Source organism: Klebsiella sp. PL-2018 (genome assembly GCF_019048985.1).
In the GTDB taxonomy this organism is placed as follows: Bacteria; Pseudomonadota; Gammaproteobacteria; order Enterobacterales; family Enterobacteriaceae; genus Klebsiella; species Klebsiella michiganensis.
In genome coordinates this window covers 4,391,298-4,404,579 of the sequence record NZ_CP077673.1, presented here as the reverse complement: position 1 = coordinate 4,404,579, position 13,282 = coordinate 4,391,298, and the positions used below count along the sequence as shown (strand labels likewise).

Genomic DNA, 13,282 nt, shown 5'->3' with positions numbered 1-13,282 from the left:
CCCTAAGGAGTTGGCATGGCGAACATGTTTGCCCTGATCCTGGTCATCGCTACTGTGGTGACGGGTCTGTTGTGGTGCCTGGATAAGTTTATCTTTGCGCCAAAACGTCGCGAAAGTCAGGCCGCTGCGCAGGCGGCGACCGGCGACCAGTTGGACAAGAAAACGCTGAAAAAGGTCGGCCCGAAACCGGGCTGGCTGGAAACCGGCGCGTCAATCTTCCCGGTACTGGCGATTGTGCTGGTGGTTCGCTCATTCATTTATGAGCCCTTCCAGATCCCCTCCGGATCGATGATGCCGACGCTGCTGATCGGCGATTTTATTCTGGTTGAGAAGTTTGCCTACGGCATTAAAGATCCGATTTACCAGAAGACGCTGATCGAAACCGGACATCCGAAGCGCGGCGATATTGTCGTCTTTAAATATCCGCAAGATCCGCGCCTGGATTATATCAAGCGTGCGGTCGGTTTACCGGGTGATAAAGTGACTTACGATCCGATTGCCAAGCAGGTCACTATCCAGCCGGGCTGTAGTTCTGGCCAGGCCTGCGGCAACGCGCTGCCGGTCACTTACTCCAACGTTGAGCCGAGTGATTTCGTACAGACCTTCTCCCGCAGCAACGGCGGCGAAGCGACCAGCGGTTTCTGGCAACTGCCGAAAGGCGAGACGAAAGCCGATGGCATCCGTCTGACCGAACGTAAAGAGACGCTGGGCGAAGTGACGCACCGTATATTGACCGTACCGATTGCTCAGGACCAGGTGGGGATGTATTACCATCAGTCCGGTCTGCCGCTGGCGACCTGGATTGTCCCGCCGGGGCAGTATTTTATGATGGGTGACAACCGCGATAACAGCGCCGATAGCCGTTATTGGGGCTTTGTGCCGGAAGCGAATCTGGTGGGTAAAGCAACCGCAATCTGGATGAGTTTCGAAAAACAGGAAGGCGAATGGCCTACCGGCGTACGTTTATCGCGTATCGGTGGTATCCAGTAAATTTTTCCTGCTTTATTCACGCTGCCGACGCAATAACGGCAGCGTGAATTATTTAAAATTTAAATCTATTCAAACTAACGACATCCCTTGTCGTTGCGTATAGAATATCCCCCCGAAGTTTTAGGTTGTCTCTCGTAAGATTGACACAGCACACGAAACCGCGTTGGTTTTTACTCAGGTCGGTTTCGTGTGCTGCATTTTTGACGCATTCATCTATTGGTAACGCATGAACCCCATCGTAATTAATCGGCTTCAACGGAAGCTGGGCTACACTTTTCATCATCAGGAGCTGTTGCAACAGGCATTAACTCACCGCAGTGCCAGCAGCAAACATAATGAGCGCCTGGAGTTTTTAGGCGACTCAATATTGAGCTTTGTGATCGCGAACGCGCTCTATCATCGTTTCCCTCGGGTAGACGAAGGCGATATGAGCCGCATGCGCGCGACCCTGGTACGAGGCAACACGCTGGCAGAAATTGCCCGCGAGTTCGAATTAGGTGAATGTCTGCGTCTTGGGCCGGGTGAACTGAAAAGCGGGGGCTTTCGCCGTGAATCTATACTGGCGGACACCGTTGAAGCGTTAATCGGCGGGATTTTCCTCGACAGCGATATTCAGAACGTTGAGCGCCTTATTCTCTCCTGGTACCAGAGTCGTCTGGATGAAATCAGCCCGGGTGACAAGCAAAAAGATCCGAAGACGCGCTTGCAGGAGTATCTGCAGGGGCGCCATCTGCCGCTGCCGTCTTACCTGGTGGTACAGGTTCGCGGTGAAGCGCACGATCAGGAATTTACTATCCACTGCCAGGTTAGCGGCCTGAGTGAACCGGTGGTTGGCACGGGTTCTAGCCGTCGCAAGGCGGAGCAGGCTGCCGCCGAACAGGCGCTGAAAAAGCTGGAGCTGGAATGAGCGAAGAAAAGAACTACTGCGGATTTATTGCCATCGTTGGTCGTCCAAACGTGGGCAAATCCACATTGCTGAACAAGCTGCTCGGGCAGAAGATCTCGATCACTTCCCGAAAAGCGCAGACGACGCGTCACCGCATCGTTGGTATTCATACTGAAGGTCCGTATCAGGCGATCTACGTCGATACCCCGGGCCTGCATATGGAAGAAAAACGCGCGATTAACCGTCTGATGAACAAAGCGGCAAGCAGCTCCATTGGCGACGTAGAGCTGGTTATTTTCGTCGTTGAAGGTACCCGCTGGACGCCGGACGACGAGATGGTGCTCAACAAACTGCGCGATGGTAAAGCGCCGGTGATTCTGGCGGTCAACAAAGTCGATAACGTACAGGAAAAAGCCGATCTTCTGCCGCACCTGCAGTTCCTTGGCAGCCAGATGAACTTCCTTGATATCGTGCCGATTTCCGCGGAAACGGGGCTGAACGTTGATACCATCGCCGGTATCGTGCGTAAGCATCTGCCGGAAGCGATTCATCACTTCCCGGAAGATTACATCACCGACCGCTCTCAGCGCTTTATGGCTTCCGAGATCATTCGTGAAAAGCTGATGCGTTTCCTCGGCGCTGAACTGCCGTATTCCGTTACCGTGGAAATCGAACGTTTTGTAACCAACGAGCGCGGCGGCTACGATATCAACGGTCTGATTCTGGTTGAGCGTGAAGGGCAGAAGAAGATGGTGATTGGCAACAAAGGGGCCAAAATCAAAACCATCGGTATCGAAGCGCGTAAAGACATGCAGGATATGTTTGAAGCACCGGTTCACCTCGAGCTGTGGGTGAAAGTGAAGTCCGGCTGGGCTGATGACGAACGCGCGCTGCGCAGTCTCGGTTACGGCGACGATCTCTAAGTTTGGATACTCTATGGCTTTCGAGGTGCAGGACAAAACACAAAGTGTTTTGAACAGCGCTTGCGCTGGCTGCGAAGGAGCGAGGCCAGAGGCTGAGTCACGCGGCAAGACCGCGAGTCCCCGGAAGCTTACTTCAGTAAGTGACTGGGGTGAGTGGGCGCAGCCAACGCACCTGCGGCTTGAAAGACGACGAGTATGATGGAAGGCTGGCAACGCGCTTTCGTACTGCATAGCCGTCCCTGGAGCGAAACCAGCCTGATGCTGGACGTCTTCACGGAAGAATCCGGCCGCGTGCGCCTTGTGGCTAAAGGCGCACGTTCCAAACGTTCGAACCTCAAAGGCGCGCTTCAGCCTTTTACTCCCTTACTGCTTCGCTTTGGCGGGCGCGGCGAAGTCAAAACGCTGCGCAGCGCGGAAGCCGTCTCGCTGGCGCTCCCTCTCAGCGGCATCACGCTCTACAGCGGCCTTTACGTCAACGAACTTCTCTCTCGCGTGCTTGAGCATGAAACGCGCTTTTCCGAACTCTTCTTCGATTATTTGCACTGTATCCAGTCTCTGGCTGGCGCAAGCGGCTCGCCGGAACCGGCGCTACGGCGTTTTGAACTGGCGCTGCTGGGGCATCTGGGATATGGCGTGGATTTCCTGCACTGCGCCGGCAGCGGAGAAGCGGTTGACGACGCAATGACCTATCGCTACCGTGAAGAAAAAGGCTTTATCGCCAGCGTGGTTATTGATAACAACACCTTTACCGGGCACCATCTTAAGGCGCTGGCGAGCCGTGAATTTCCGGACAGCGATGCGCTGCGCGCGGCAAAGCGTTTCACCCGTATCGCCCTGAAGCCCTATCTGGGCGGGAAGCCGCTAAAAAGTCGCGAGCTTTTTCGTCAGTTTTTGCCCGCGCGGGCAGCGCGAGCCGATAAAACAAATAACGATTAACGAGGATTGTCATGGCTGAATTACTGTTGGGGGTCAATATTGACCACATTGCGACATTACGCAACGCTCGCGGTACCGCTTATCCGGATCCGGTACAGGCGGCCTTTATCGCCGAGCAGGCCGGCGCTGACGGTATTACCGTCCATCTGCGCGAAGATCGTCGCCATATTACCGATCGCGATGTCCGTATTTTGCGCCAGACGCTGGATACCCGCATGAACCTTGAGATGGCGGTGACGGAAGAGATGCTGAAGATTGCCTGTGAGACTCAGCCCCATTTTTGCTGCCTGGTGCCGGAAAAACGTCAGGAAGTGACCACCGAAGGTGGACTGGACGTGGCGGGCCAGATCGACAAAATGCGCGACGCCTGTAAACGCCTTGCCGATGCCGGTATCCTGGTTTCGCTGTTTATTGACGCGGACAACGCGCAAATTAAGGCGGCAGCGGACGTTGGCGCGCCTTATATCGAAATTCACACCGGATGCTACGCTGATGCGCAAACTGACGCTGAGCAGGCAAAAGAGCTGGAGCGTATTGCCAAAGCGGCGACCTATGCCGCCAGCCTGGGGCTGAAGGTTAATGCCGGTCACGGTTTGACCTACCATAACGTGAAGGCCATTGCCGCGCTGCCGGAAATGCACGAGCTGAACATCGGCCACGCGATTATTGGCCGTGCGGTGATGAGCGGCCTGAAAGAGGCGGTGGCGGAAATGAAGCGCTTGATGCAGGAAGCGCGCGCCTGATGGCCATTCTCGGACTGGGTACTGATATTGTAGAAATTGCCCGTATTGAAGCGGTAATTGCCCGCAGCGGCGATCGTCTGGCGCGTCGCGTCCTGAGCGATAGCGAGTGGGCGATATGGGAACAGCATCAGCAGCCGGTCCGTTTTCTGGCCAAGCGTTTTGCCGTTAAAGAAGCGGCGGCCAAGGCGCTTGGTACCGGCATCCGCAATGGGCTGGCGTTTAATCAGTTTGAGGTTTACAACGACGAGCTGGGTAAGCCAAAGCTGCGATTGTGGGGCGAAGCGAAAAGTCTGGCCGAGCGCATGGGCGTAAGCAGCATTCACGTGACGCTGGCCGACGAGCGTCACTATGCCTGCGCCACGGTGATTATCGAAAGCTAGAGTGTTACAGGCCGGAGAGGTCGGTTAACGCCGCCATCCGGCAATATCACAGTTTGTCCGCGTGGTGCAGCAGGACAAACTTATCCCACAGCTGCTCTTCATTTTCGTTATGGGCCGGATCTTTCAGAATGGTATTTGGGATCGGGCACACCTTCTGGCAGGTCGGCGTATCATAGTGGCCAACGCATTCGGTGCAGCGATCGCTGTTAATTTCATAAATGCTATCACCCATGGATATCGCCTCATTCGGGCACTCCGGCTCGCACATATCGCAGTTGATGCATTTTTTGGTGATTAACAGCGCCATCAGGAAATTCTCAGAAACAACACAAACAGGGCGGGCATTATACGCCCATTTTTCGCCCGGGCCAGCTCTTTTCAACCGCGGTGCGACCATCCGCAGCGGAGAAATTTTGCCCGGCCTGAGCCAATAAGAGAGTGTGTGCTTTTGACAGCGGGCAGGGCACCCGGGGTTACACCAGCTTTTTCACCAGCGCTTCGCTATGGCGAATCCGCTCCGGAGCGTGCTCAAGATCCTGCTGCACCAGCCCCATAAACAGAAGATCGGTCAACATCATTTGCGCGCTGGTGGAGGAGATCGCAGCGCTACGCGTGGCCTGCTCTTCCGCAATGGTGTACAGGCACAGCGTTGCCTGCTGCTGAAGCGCGTTGGGGTTAAAGCCGGTGATCGCCAGGATCTGGCTTCCTACCCGCAGCGCTTCACCGGCCGCCATATTGATCTCGCGTCGTTCACCGGAATAGGAGATGGCCAGCAGCAGATCGTCCGAAGACATCGCCTGTACCGTCGCCAGCAGGGCGTGCATATCCTGTTCTGATACCGCGTTAATACCGATTTTCATCAGCTTCCAGCTAAAGTTTCTCGCCACCAGGCCCGACGCGCCGATGCCGGTAATGATGACCCGACGGGCGTGGCGCAACAGCGTGACGGCTTCCAGCAGCTTCTCTTCGGTGTTGACGTCCAGCGAGGCGTGCATGGCCGCGACGTTATCTTTAATCAGCTTTTCGCCAACCAGGCGCAGGGGATCGTCGCCGCGAATCTGGTTATGCACCGGTACGGATTGCGGAGTCGGCGCACTTGCCAGGGCTTCGCTCAACGCCAGCTTTAACGCCGGGAAGCCTTTGAACCCCATCTTCTGCGCAAATTTCACTACGCTTGACTGGCTGACGCCGGCTTCGCCCGCCAGCTGCTGCGAGCTGAGGTGGCGGGTTTGATCCGGTTGAGCCAGAATGAAATCGGCCAGTTTTTTATCGCTTGCGGCCAACGTCGGATAGCGCTGGCGAATACGGGTCAAACAGTTCATAGCGGCTCCGGAGGACAGCTTCACCCTCGGCTGAAAGAATTTTGTATTCGATTATAAGAGGATTATCGCGAATTAAAAATTCTGTGCCTAAGATTTCTCGGCAAAGACGTTTTCTTAATACGGATTCAACAGCAGCGTATGTTTTCGCTATTGGCGACGTAAGGCTGTTAAGCTATTGGTTATCATGCGATCGTTCAGGGGAGTGGGTTTTGAATAGCAGCACGCGGAGAGTGGTTTTCTTTGATCTGGATGGAACCTTGCATCAGCAGGATATGTTCGGCAGCTTTTTGCGCTATGCCCTGCGCCATCAGCCGCTGAACGCGCTGCTGCTGCTTCCTTTATTGCCGGTTATCGCGGCCGGACTGATGTTATACGGTCGCGCCGCGCGCTGGCCGATGAGCCTGCTGCTCTGGGCATCAACCTTTGGACGCAGCGAGCAGCAGCTTAAACGCCTGGAGGCCAATTTTGTTCGCTGGTTTCGCCAGCACGTCACGGCATTCCCGGTTGTTCAGGCGCGGCTTAAACATTATCTGACCAGCACGGACGCTGACGTCTGGCTGATCACCGGTTCGCCGCAGTCGCTGGTTGAACAGGTCTATTTTGATACCGCCTGGCTGCCGCGGGTGAATCTGATCGCCAGCCGAATGGAGCGACGCTACGGCGGCTGGGGGTTAACCCTGCGCTGTCTCGGTAATGAAAAAGTGACGCAGCTGGAACAAAAGATCGGCGCACCGCTGCGCTTGTATAGCGGCTACAGCGACAGCGAGCAGGACAACCCGCTGCTCTCTTTTTGCCAGCACCGCTGGCGGGTAACGCCGCAGGGCGATCTTCAGCAGTTAGAATAGTGTGTAATACATAGCGCCCATGTATAATGCGCCCCGCTTTTCTGCAGGAGTGCCCGCTTTGTCTGACCATGAATTAAATGATGAATACTGGATGCGTCACGCCCTGACGCTGGCCAAACGCGCCTGGGAAGAGGGCGAGGTGCCGGTCGGCGCCGTGCTGGTGCATAATCATCAGGTCATCGGCGAGGGCTGGAACCGGCCCATCGGCCGCCACGATCCCACCGCGCACGCCGAGATTATGGCGCTGCGTCAGGGCGGGCTGGTGTTGCAAAACTATCGCCTGATTGACGCAACGCTGTACGTTACTCTCGAGCCCTGCGTGATGTGCGCCGGCGCAATGGTGCATAGCCGTATTTCCCGGCTGGTGTTTGGCGCCAGGGATGCGAAAACCGGCGCCGCAGGGTCGCTGATTGATGTGCTGCATCATCCGGGCATGAACCATCGGGTAGAAATAGCGGAAGGTGTTATGGCGGAGGCCTGTTCCGGCATGCTGAGCGATTTCTTCCGCTGGCGGCGGGAAGAGAAAAAAGCGCTAAAGCGAGCTGGCCAACAGGCGCAAGATTAATGCCCCATTCCGGGGATTTTTAATTTTGCGTTATCGACCAGCGTTTCGGCGCGAAAGTTAAAAAAGGACCTGGTGTACTGCTCTTCTTTATCCAGCTCATCCGGCATGACCGCCGGATAGTGTTCACCTAAGGCCGCCATCTGCGCGTCTTTTTTCTCTTTTTCAGAGAGATAGCCCACGAGGCTGATATGATATTTGCGGATATTTTCGACGTAGGCGTAGGCTTCGTGCCCGCGTGCAAAGCCGTACTTCAGTCGGCTGTAGTAGTTTTTCTGGCTTAGCAGCGGCAGACGCTGCTTCACATCCGCCCAGCTATTCGGGTTGCCTTTCTGCTTTTTGGTCAGCGCCATCGCGTCAAGCATGTGCGCGTAGCCCATATTATAAGCCGCCAGCGCAAACCAGATGCGCTCGTCCTGTGGGACCGACTCCGGCACTTTATTCATCATGTCCTGTAAATAACGCATGCCGCCGTCGAGGCTTTGCTCGGCGTCGGTACGATCGGTCAGGCCCAGGCTTTGCGCCGTATTGCGGGTCAGCATCATTATCCCGCGAACGCCCGTCGGAGAGGTGGCCTGCGGATCCCAGTGCGATTCCTGCCATGAGATAGCCGCCAGCAGCCGCCAGTCTATCTGTCGGGCGTATTTTTCAAACATCGGCTGCAGGTCAGGGAGGACGCTCTCCACGGCGCGCAGGAAGGTGCGGGTGTCAACGTAGTCAAAATCGTTGCCGTGGCCGAGGTATTTCTCCTCCAGCCTCGCCAGGGTGCCATCTTCGTTAATGTTATTGAAGAAATCGAGCATTGCCGCCGGCAGGGAATTATCCTCACCTTTTTCGCTAAACCAGGTGACCGGCTGTTCGTCGCTGATATCGAGGGCGACGGCCAGCTCCGGGTGAACGCGCTGGAACAGACTGACGGCGACCGAATCAGCGACGGTATAGTCGAGTTTGCCATCGATAACCGCCTGCATCAGCGCCGTCGTGCCTCGCTTATCGTCCACGTGCCACTCAAGGTCGGGATATTTTTGCTTTTTCAATGCCTGGAGATCGTTAATCGCCACGTGTCCGGGAGCGATGGCCAGCTGCGCGGCGGTGATGTTTGCCAGGGTGCGCGGACGCAGGTTGCCTTTGCGATACACCAGCTGTTGCGAAACGGAATAGTAGGTCGGCCCGACCTGATAGTTTTTCACCCGCTCGGAGTTGTAGACCAGCCCGGCTGCCAGCATGTCGGCTTTGCCTTCATCGAGGTCGTCGAATAGCTGGCTGATATTCTGCCTGACGGTGACTTTGAGCTCGACGCCGAGGTAGTCGGCAAACTGCTGCGCCAGCTCATAATCAAAACCATAGGTCTTGTCATTGATGGTCGCGAAGGTCATCGGCGAATTAATGGTGCTGATTCGCAGTTCTCCGCGCGCCATGATCCCCGCCACGCGGTTTTCTGGTTTTCCCATCCACGGGAGAGACGGCCACAGGGCAGCCGCCAGCAGGAGGGTCACAATGCCGATGAGCAGATAATTAATCTTTAGTTTTTTCAGATAGTTAATCTTCTGCAGCTTCGCGTTCCTCAGCAGATTATGACCAGAAAAAGTAAAAGGTTGTCCTGGAATGAGCGGCATTTTGCTTAAGAATGCGCCAGTTGGCAACTTATTCGCGAGATGAGTCACATTAATTGATAAACCCCGGCAATCATTTTATTTCTACGCAAACGGTTTCGTCGGGGCGCAGGATTCACTATAATGGCGCCCGTTTCCCCCCTGGCTCACCATGAAAGCTTCGAAGACGAGAGACTTATGATGGAAATTTTGCGTGGTTCACCTGCACTGTCGGCATTCCGTATCAATAAACTGCTGGCACGTTTCCAGGCGGCCAACCTTCCGGTCAGCACCCTTTATGCCGAGTACGTTCATTTTGCCGACCTCAGCGCCCCGCTCAGCGGCGACGATCGCGAGAGCCTGGCAAGATTGCTCAAGTATGGCCCGAACTTAAGCAGCCATACCCCGACCGGCAAGCTACTGCTCGTTACCCCCCGTCCCGGCACCATCTCTCCCTGGTCTTCTAAAGCTACCGACATCGCCCATAACTGCGGCCTGTCACAGGTTTTGCGCCTGGAGCGCGGCGTGGCGTATTACGTCGAAGCGAGCAGCCTGAATGACGAACAGTGGTCGCAGGTGGCGGCCGAACTGCATGACCGCATGATGGAAAGCGTCTTCGGCGCGCTGGAAGAGGGTGAAAAACTCTTCGCCCACCATCAGCCAACCCCGGTCACCAGCGTTGATCTGCTGGGCCTGGGCCGTCAGGCGCTGATTGACGCCAACCTCCGTCTGGGGCTGGCGCTGGCGGATGATGAAATCGACTATTTGCAGGATGCTTTCCAGAAGCTGGGGCGCAACCCGAACGATATCGAACTCTATATGTTCGCGCAGGCTAACTCCGAGCACTGCCGACACAAGATTTTTAACGCCGACTGGGTCATTGATGGCGAAAAGCAGCCGAAGTCGCTGTTTAAAATGATCAAAAACACCTTCGAGAAAACCCCGGACTACGTGCTGTCTGCTTATAAAGACAACGCCGCGGTAATGGAAGGTTCAGCCGTGGGGCGCTACTTCGCCGACCACGAAACCGGCCGCTACGACTTCCACCAGGAAGACGCGCATATTCTGATGAAGGTCGAAACCCATAACCACCCGACGGCGATCTCTCCGTGGCCGGGCGCGGCGACCGGTTCCGGCGGCGAAATTCGCGATGAAGGCGCCACCGGGCGCGGCGCGAAGCCGAAAGCGGGTCTGGTGGGCTTCTCGGTTTCCAACCTGCGTATTCCGGGGTTTGAGCAGCCGTGGGAAGAGGATTTCGGTAAGCCGGAGCGTATCGTCACCGCGCTGGATATCATGACCGAAGGCCCGCTGGGCGGCGCGGCGTTTAACAACGAATTTGGTCGTCCGGCGCTCAACGGTTACTTCCGTACCTATGAAGAGAAAGTGAGCAGCCACAACGGCGAAGAGCTGCGCGGCTATCACAAGCCCATTATGCTGGCGGGCGGTATCGGCAACATTCGCGGCGAACACGTGCAGAAGGGCGAGATCGTCGTCGGCGCGAAGCTGATTGTTCTCGGCGGTCCGGCGATGAACATCGGTCTTGGCGGCGGCGCGGCCTCTTCAATGGCTTCCGGCCAGTCCGATGCCGATCTCGATTTCGCCTCCGTACAGCGCGACAACCCGGAAATGGAACGTCGTTGCCAGGAAGTTATCGACCGCTGCTGGCAGCTGGGCGACGCCAACCCGATTCTGTTTATCCACGACGTCGGCGCCGGCGGTCTGTCGAACGCGATGCCTGAACTGGTCAGCGACGGCGGACGCGGCGGTAAATTCCAGCTGCGCGATATCCTCAGCGATGAGCCGGGCATGAGCCCGCTGGAGATCTGGTGTAACGAATCGCAGGAACGTTATGTGCTGGCGGTCGCGCCGGAGCAGCTGCCGCTGTTTGATGAGCTGTGCCGCCGCGAACGCGCGCCGTATGCGGTGATTGGCGAAGCGACCGAAGCGCTGCATCTGAGCCTCGACGATACTCACTTTGACGATCGCCCGATCGACCTGCCGCTTGACGTGCTGCTGGGCAAAACGCCGAAAATGACCCGCGACGTGCAGACGCTCAAAGCCCAGGGCCAGAGTCTGGAACGCCAGGGAATCACTATTGCCGACGCGGTGAATCGCGTGCTGCACCTGCCGACCGTGGCGGAGAAAACCTTCCTCGTCACCATCGGCGACCGTACCGTCACCGGTATGGTGGCGCGCGATCAGATGGTGGGTCCGTGGCAGATCCCGGTGGCTAACTGCGCGGTGACCACCGCCAGTCTCGACAGCTACTATGGCGAAGCCATGTCTATTGGCGAGCGCGCGCCGGTGGCGCTGCTGGACTTTGCCGCTTCCGCCCGACTGGCGGTCGGCGAGGCGCTGACCAACATCGCGGCGACGCAGATTGGCGCGCTCAATCGCGTGAAGCTGTCGGCAAACTGGATGGCCGCAGCCGGTCACCCGGGCGAAGACGCCGGTTTATATGAAGCGGTAAAAGCGGTTGGCGAAGAGCTCTGTCCGGCCCTGGGACTGACCATTCCGGTGGGTAAAGACTCCATGTCGATGAAAACCCGCTGGCAGGAAGGCGCTGAACAGCGCGAGATGACCTCTCCGCTGTCGCTGGTGATTTCCGCCTTTGCTCGCGTGGAAGACGTACGCCGTACCGTCACCCCACAGCTCGCGACCGAAGACAACGCCCTGCTGCTGATTGATTTAGGCAAGGGGAACAATGCGCTGGGTGCGACCGCGCTGGCGCAGGTTTATCGTCAGCTTGGCGATGTGACCGCCGACGTGCGCGATGTCGCGCAGCTGAAAGGCTTCTGGGACGCAATGCAGGCGCTGGTGGCCGAAGGGAAGCTGCTGGCGTGGCACGACCGGTCTGACGGCGGTCTGCTGGTCACGCTGGCCGAGATGGCCTTTACCGGCCACTGCGGCGTCAAGGTTGATATCGCCGCGCTCGGCGAGGATCGTCTGGCCGCGCTGTTTAACGAAGAGCTTGGCGGGGTGATTCAGGTTCGTGCCGCCGACCGCCAGGCGGTGGAAGCGCTGCTGGCCGCTCATGGTCTGGCGGATTGCGTTCACTATCTTGGCCAGGCCACGACGGGCGATCGCTTTATCATCGAGGCCGACGGTCACCCGGTATTCAGCGAAAGCCGCACAACGCTGCGCATGTGGTGGGCAGAAACCACCTGGCAAATGCAGCGTCTGCGCGATAACCCGGAGTGCGCCGACCAGGAGCACGAGGCGAAAGCCAACGATGCCGATCCGGGCCTCAACGTGAAGCTCTCCTTCGATATCAATGAGGATATCGCTGCGCCTTATATTGCCACCGGCGCGCGTCCGAAGGTTGCGGTGCTGCGCGAGCAGGGCGTGAACTCCCATGTCGAAATGGCCGCGGCGTTTCATCGCGCGGGCTTTGATGCCATCGACGTGCACATGAGCGACCTGCTGGCGGGGCGTACCGGTCTTGCTGACTTCCAGGTGCTGGTGGCCTGCGGCGGCTTCTCCTACGGTGACGTTTTAGGCGCGGGTGAGGGCTGGGCGAAATCGATCCTGTTCAATGAGCGGGTTCGCGACGAATTTGCCACCTTCTTCCATCGTCCGCAAACCCTGGCGCTGGGCGTATGCAACGGCTGCCAGATGATGTCTAACCTGCGCGAGCTGATCCCGGGCAGCGAGCTGTGGCCGCGCTTTGTGCGTAACCAGTCGGACCGCTTTGAAGCCCGCTTCAGCCTGGTTGAAGTGACCCAGAGCCCGTCGCTGCTGCTGCAGGGGATGGTGGGGTCAATGATGCCGATTGCCGTATCTCACGGTGAAGGACAGGTGGAAGTCCGCGATGGCGCGCATCTGGCGCAGTTGGAAAGCAAAGGCCTGGTGGCGCTGCGCTTCGTCGACAACGTCGGTAAGGTGACGGAAAACTATCCGGCTAACCCGAACGGTTCGCCGAACGGTATCACCGCGGTGACCAGCGAAAGCGGGCGCGCGACCATCATGATGCCACACCCGGAACGCGTGTTCCGCACCGTGTCGAACTCCTGGCATCCGGAAAACTGGGGCGAAGACAGCCCGTGGATGCGTATTTTCCGCAACGCGCGTAAACAGCTGGGCTAAAACCGCTCACAAATCGC

The 13,282-nt window shown here is 57.3% G+C and carries 12 protein-coding genes; 9 read left to right on the top strand and 3 right to left on the bottom strand.

Translation table 11 applies throughout. The features are described from left to right. Positions 1 to 15: 15 nt before the first annotated feature. The 6 genes from lepB to acpS all read left to right on the top strand — a co-directional run bounded on the left by lepB (position 16) and on the right by acpS (position 4,858). Positions 16 to 990 (top strand): signal peptidase I, encoded by a 975-nt coding sequence (lepB, locus tag MKleb_RS20570; RefSeq protein WP_025106581.1) that lies wholly within the window; start codon positions 16 to 18, stop codon positions 988 to 990. Positions 991 to 1,216: 226 nt separating this feature from the next. Further along, on the top strand, positions 1,217 to 1,897 hold the full coding sequence (rnc, locus tag MKleb_RS20565; protein ID WP_004104573.1) for a ribonuclease III: 681 nt from the start codon (positions 1,217 to 1,219) through the stop codon (positions 1,895 to 1,897). Beyond that, positions 1,894 to 2,799 carry a GTPase Era gene (era, locus tag MKleb_RS20560; protein WP_004104571.1) on the top strand — a complete coding sequence of 302 codons (906 nt, stop codon included), beginning with the start codon at positions 1,894 to 1,896 and terminating at the stop codon, positions 2,797 to 2,799. Before rnc ends, era begins: the two co-directional genes overlap by 4 nt. Before the next feature lie 198 nt (positions 2,800 to 2,997). Beyond that, positions 2,998 to 3,735, top strand: coding sequence for a DNA repair protein RecO (gene recO, locus MKleb_RS20555; protein ID WP_004853269.1), 738 nt, complete (start codon positions 2,998 to 3,000; stop codon positions 3,733 to 3,735). A gap of 11 nt (positions 3,736 to 3,746) precedes the next feature. Next, entirely contained in the window at positions 3,747 to 4,478 is a 732-nt protein-coding gene (gene pdxJ, locus MKleb_RS20550; RefSeq protein ID WP_014839220.1) for a pyridoxine 5'-phosphate synthase, read from the top strand. Then, the gene (gene acpS / locus MKleb_RS20545; RefSeq protein WP_014230399.1) at positions 4,478 to 4,858 is read left to right on the top strand and encodes a holo-ACP synthase; all 381 of its coding nucleotides are present in this window, start codon (positions 4,478 to 4,480) and stop codon (positions 4,856 to 4,858) included. The genes pdxJ and acpS overlap by 1 nt, the downstream gene beginning before the upstream one ends. A 46-nt stretch (positions 4,859 to 4,904) precedes the next feature. On the opposite strand, the gene MKleb_RS20540 is transcribed toward acpS, so the two are convergent. Then, on the bottom strand, positions 4,905 to 5,165 hold the full coding sequence (locus MKleb_RS20540) for a YfhL family 4Fe-4S dicluster ferredoxin (RefSeq protein ID WP_004114478.1): 261 nt from the start codon (positions 5,163 to 5,165) through the stop codon (positions 4,905 to 4,907). A 166-nt stretch (positions 5,166 to 5,331) separates the two neighbouring features. Beyond that, on the bottom strand, positions 5,332 to 6,180 hold the full coding sequence (locus MKleb_RS20535) for a MurR/RpiR family transcriptional regulator (protein ID WP_025106582.1): 849 nt from the start codon (positions 6,178 to 6,180) through the stop codon (positions 5,332 to 5,334). A 209-nt stretch (positions 6,181 to 6,389) separates the two neighbouring features. Between MKleb_RS20535 and yfhb the strand changes: the two genes are divergently transcribed. Both yfhb and tadA read left to right on the top strand, forming a co-directional pair. Next, complete coding sequence (yfhb, locus tag MKleb_RS20530; protein WP_004853258.1) at positions 6,390 to 7,025, top strand: phosphatidylglycerophosphatase C; 636 nt, start codon at positions 6,390 to 6,392, stop codon at positions 7,023 to 7,025. A 58-nt stretch (positions 7,026 to 7,083) separates the two neighbouring features. Next, entirely contained in the window at positions 7,084 to 7,590 is a 507-nt protein-coding gene (tadA, locus tag MKleb_RS20525; protein WP_014230397.1) for a tRNA adenosine(34) deaminase TadA, read from the top strand. On the opposite strand, the gene mltF is transcribed toward tadA, so the two are convergent. Beyond that, the gene (mltF, locus tag MKleb_RS20520) at positions 7,587 to 9,203 is read right to left on the bottom strand and encodes a membrane-bound lytic murein transglycosylase MltF (protein ID WP_014839219.1); all 1,617 of its coding nucleotides are present in this window, start codon (positions 9,201 to 9,203) and stop codon (positions 7,587 to 7,589) included. The genes tadA and mltF overlap by 4 nt on opposite strands. Positions 9,204 to 9,377: 174 nt before the next feature. Here mltF and purL point away from each other — a divergent pair, with 174 nt between their 5' ends. Beyond that, entirely contained in the window at positions 9,378 to 13,265 is a 3,888-nt protein-coding gene (gene purL / locus MKleb_RS20515) for a phosphoribosylformylglycinamidine synthase (RefSeq protein WP_025106583.1), read from the top strand. Positions 13,266 to 13,282: the final 17 nt, after the last annotated feature.

Excerpts from the sequence above, each read along its gene's own strand:
- lepB (WP_025106581.1), top strand. The coding sequence starts at position 16 with ATGGCGAACATGTTTGCCCTGATCCTGGTCATCGCTACTGTGGTGACG.
- rnc (WP_004104573.1), top strand. The coding sequence starts at position 1,217 with ATGAACCCCATCGTAATTAATCGGCTTCAACGGAAGCTGGGCTACACT.
- era (WP_004104571.1), top strand. The coding sequence starts at position 1,894 with ATGAGCGAAGAAAAGAACTACTGCGGATTTATTGCCATCGTTGGTCGT.
- recO (WP_004853269.1), top strand. The coding sequence starts at position 2,998 with ATGGAAGGCTGGCAACGCGCTTTCGTACTGCATAGCCGTCCCTGGAGC.
- pdxJ (WP_014839220.1), top strand. The coding sequence starts at position 3,747 with ATGGCTGAATTACTGTTGGGGGTCAATATTGACCACATTGCGACATTA.
- acpS (WP_014230399.1), top strand. The coding sequence starts at position 4,478 with ATGGCCATTCTCGGACTGGGTACTGATATTGTAGAAATTGCCCGTATT.
- MKleb_RS20540 (WP_004114478.1), bottom strand. The coding sequence starts at position 5,165 with ATGGCGCTGTTAATCACCAAAAAATGCATCAACTGCGATATGTGCGAG.
- MKleb_RS20535 (WP_025106582.1), bottom strand. The coding sequence starts at position 6,180 with ATGAACTGTTTGACCCGTATTCGCCAGCGCTATCCGACGTTGGCCGCA.
- mltF (WP_014839219.1), bottom strand. The coding sequence starts at position 9,203 with ATGCCGCTCATTCCAGGACAACCTTTTACTTTTTCTGGTCATAATCTG.
- purL (WP_025106583.1), top strand. The coding sequence starts at position 9,378 with ATGATGGAAATTTTGCGTGGTTCACCTGCACTGTCGGCATTCCGTATC.